The 1966-nt window shown below is 69.2% G+C and carries 3 protein-coding genes; 2 read left to right on the top strand and 1 reads right to left on the bottom strand.

All coding sequences use genetic code 11. The features are described 5' to 3' along the window. Together bioD and bioF are read left to right on the top strand one after the other, a co-directional pair. Positions 1-529, top strand: a 529-nt coding sequence (gene bioD / locus ABYB95_RS22540; protein WP_372662276.1) for a dethiobiotin synthase, incomplete at its 5' end; no start/stop codon positions are given. After that, the gene (gene bioF / locus ABYB95_RS22535) at positions 526-1749 is read left to right on the top strand and encodes an 8-amino-7-oxononanoate synthase (RefSeq protein ID WP_372662273.1); all 1224 of its coding nucleotides are present in this window, start codon (positions 526-528) and stop codon (positions 1747-1749) included. The genes bioD and bioF, both read left to right, overlap by 4 nt. Positions 1750-1755: 6 nt before the next feature. Here bioF and ABYB95_RS22530 read toward each other — a convergent pair. After that, on the bottom strand, positions 1756-1966 hold a 211-nt coding region (locus tag ABYB95_RS22530), incomplete at its 5' end, for a cytochrome P450 (RefSeq protein ID WP_372662270.1).

Below are 1966 nucleotides of genomic sequence, written 5' to 3'. Positions count from 1 at the left end.
CTGGGCCAGCGAAGACGCACTGGCCTTGCGCGCCGCCTCCACCGTGCAGGTGCCGCCCGAGCTGGACAACCCGGTGCTGCTGCCCGATCCGCTGTCGCCGCACATCGCGGCCGCGCGCGCCGGGGTGGCCATTGACGTGCCCCACATCGTGGCCTGTTTCCAGCGCTTGGCCGAGCGCGCCGACTTTGTTGTGGTGGAGGGAGCTGGCGGCTTTTACGTGCCCTTGTCCGACCAACTGACCGGCGCCGACCTGTGCCAGGCCCTGGGTCTGCCGGTGGTCTTGGTGGTGGGCTTGCGCCTGGGCTGTTTGAACCACGCTCTGCTGACGGCGCAGGCCATTCGCGCACATGGGCTCGAACTGGCGGGCTGGGTGGTCAACCGCGTGGACCCCGACATGCTGTGCCCGCAAGAGAACATCGACTGGCTGCGAGGCCGGCTGAACGCCCCCTTGCTGGCCGACTTGCCCTACCAGCCCAAGGCCCAGACCGCCACGGAGCCGGCGTTCCACTTCCCCCCTGAATGGCTATGAACACTTCCTGGATCGACGAATTTCCCAGCCGCATCGCCGAGCTGGACGCGCAGCACCTGCGCCGCCGCCGCCGCGAGGTGACGCCCGGCGAGGGCGCGCATCTGTGGGTGGATGGCGAACCTCTGCTGGCCTTTTGCAGCAACGACTACCTGGGCCTGGCCCAACACCCGGCGCTGGTGGCGGCGGCTTGCGAAGGCGCGCAGGCCTTTGGTGTGGGCGCTGGCGCCTCCCCGCTGGTGAGCGGCCACAGCCAGGCCAATGCCGATCTGGAACGCGAGCTGGCCGCCTTTGTTCAACTGCCCAGGGCCTTGTACTTTTACGCCGGTTACGCCACCAACATCGGCATCGTGCCGGCGCTGGTGGGCGAAGGCGATGCCTTGTTCTCCGACGCGCTGAACCACGCCTGCCTGATCGACGGCGCGCGTTTGTCCCGCGCCAGCATCCACCGCTTTGCACACGCCGACCTTGCGGCGCTCGAAAGCCTGCTGGCCCAGAGCACCGCGCGGCGCAAGCTGGTGATCAGCGACGCCGTGTTCAGCATGGACGGCGACGTGGCCGACATTCCGGCGCTGCTGGCGCTGTGCGAGCGCTTCGACGCCCTGCTGTTGCTGGACGACGCCCACGGCTTTGGCGTGCTGGGGCCACAAGGGCGGGGCGCGCTGGCGGCGGCCGGGTTGACCGGCACTGCCGCTTCCAAACGGGTGCTCTACATGGCCACGCTGGGCAAGGCAGCGGGCGTGGCGGGCGCTTTTGTGGCGGGCGACGACGCCTTGGTGGAGTGGTTGCTGCAAAAGACGCGCAGCTATATTTTTGCCACCGCCGCACCCCCCATGCTGGCCAGCGCGCTGCGCGCCAGCCTGCGGCTGATCGAAGCCGAAGATGGGCGGCGGCGCCATTTGAACGCGCTCATCGCCCGTTTGCGCCAAGGGCTGGCGCAGGGTTTGCAGGGCCACCATTGGCGCCTGGGCGCCTCGCACACCGCCGTGCAGTCGCTGGTCATCGGACCCAACGACCAGGCCCTGGCCGTGATGGAAGGTCTGCGCCAACGCGGCATCTGGGTGCCCGCCATCCGGCCGCCCACGGTGGCGGTGGGCACGGCCCGTCTGCGCATCGCTTTGTCGGCGGCGCACAGCGAAGCCGATGTGGACGCTCTGGTGCAAGCCTTGCTGGCCTTGTCGCGCCCCGCTGCCGTGGCCGAGTCCGCCGAAGCGGTGGTCTAACGCGGTTCAGGTCGGCACGAACGGCGCGTTCAGAAACCCGCGAAAGCGCGCCCGCCCACCCCGCGTGGGCGCTGCGCTCAAACGGTAGCCGGGAAAGCGCTGCAAAAAGCGTCCGATCGCCACCCGCCCTTCCAGCCGCGCCAGGCTCAGGCCGGCGCACTGGTGGATGCCAAAACCAAAGGCCAGGTGCTTGTTGTTCTCGCGCCCGAGATCGAGG

Origin of the sequence: Hydrogenophaga sp. (genome assembly GCF_041633695.1) — a bacterium.
In the GTDB taxonomy this organism is placed as follows: domain Bacteria; phylum Pseudomonadota; class Gammaproteobacteria; order Burkholderiales; family Burkholderiaceae_C; genus Hydrogenophaga.
This window is presented reverse-complemented; position numbering and strand designations above follow the sequence as displayed.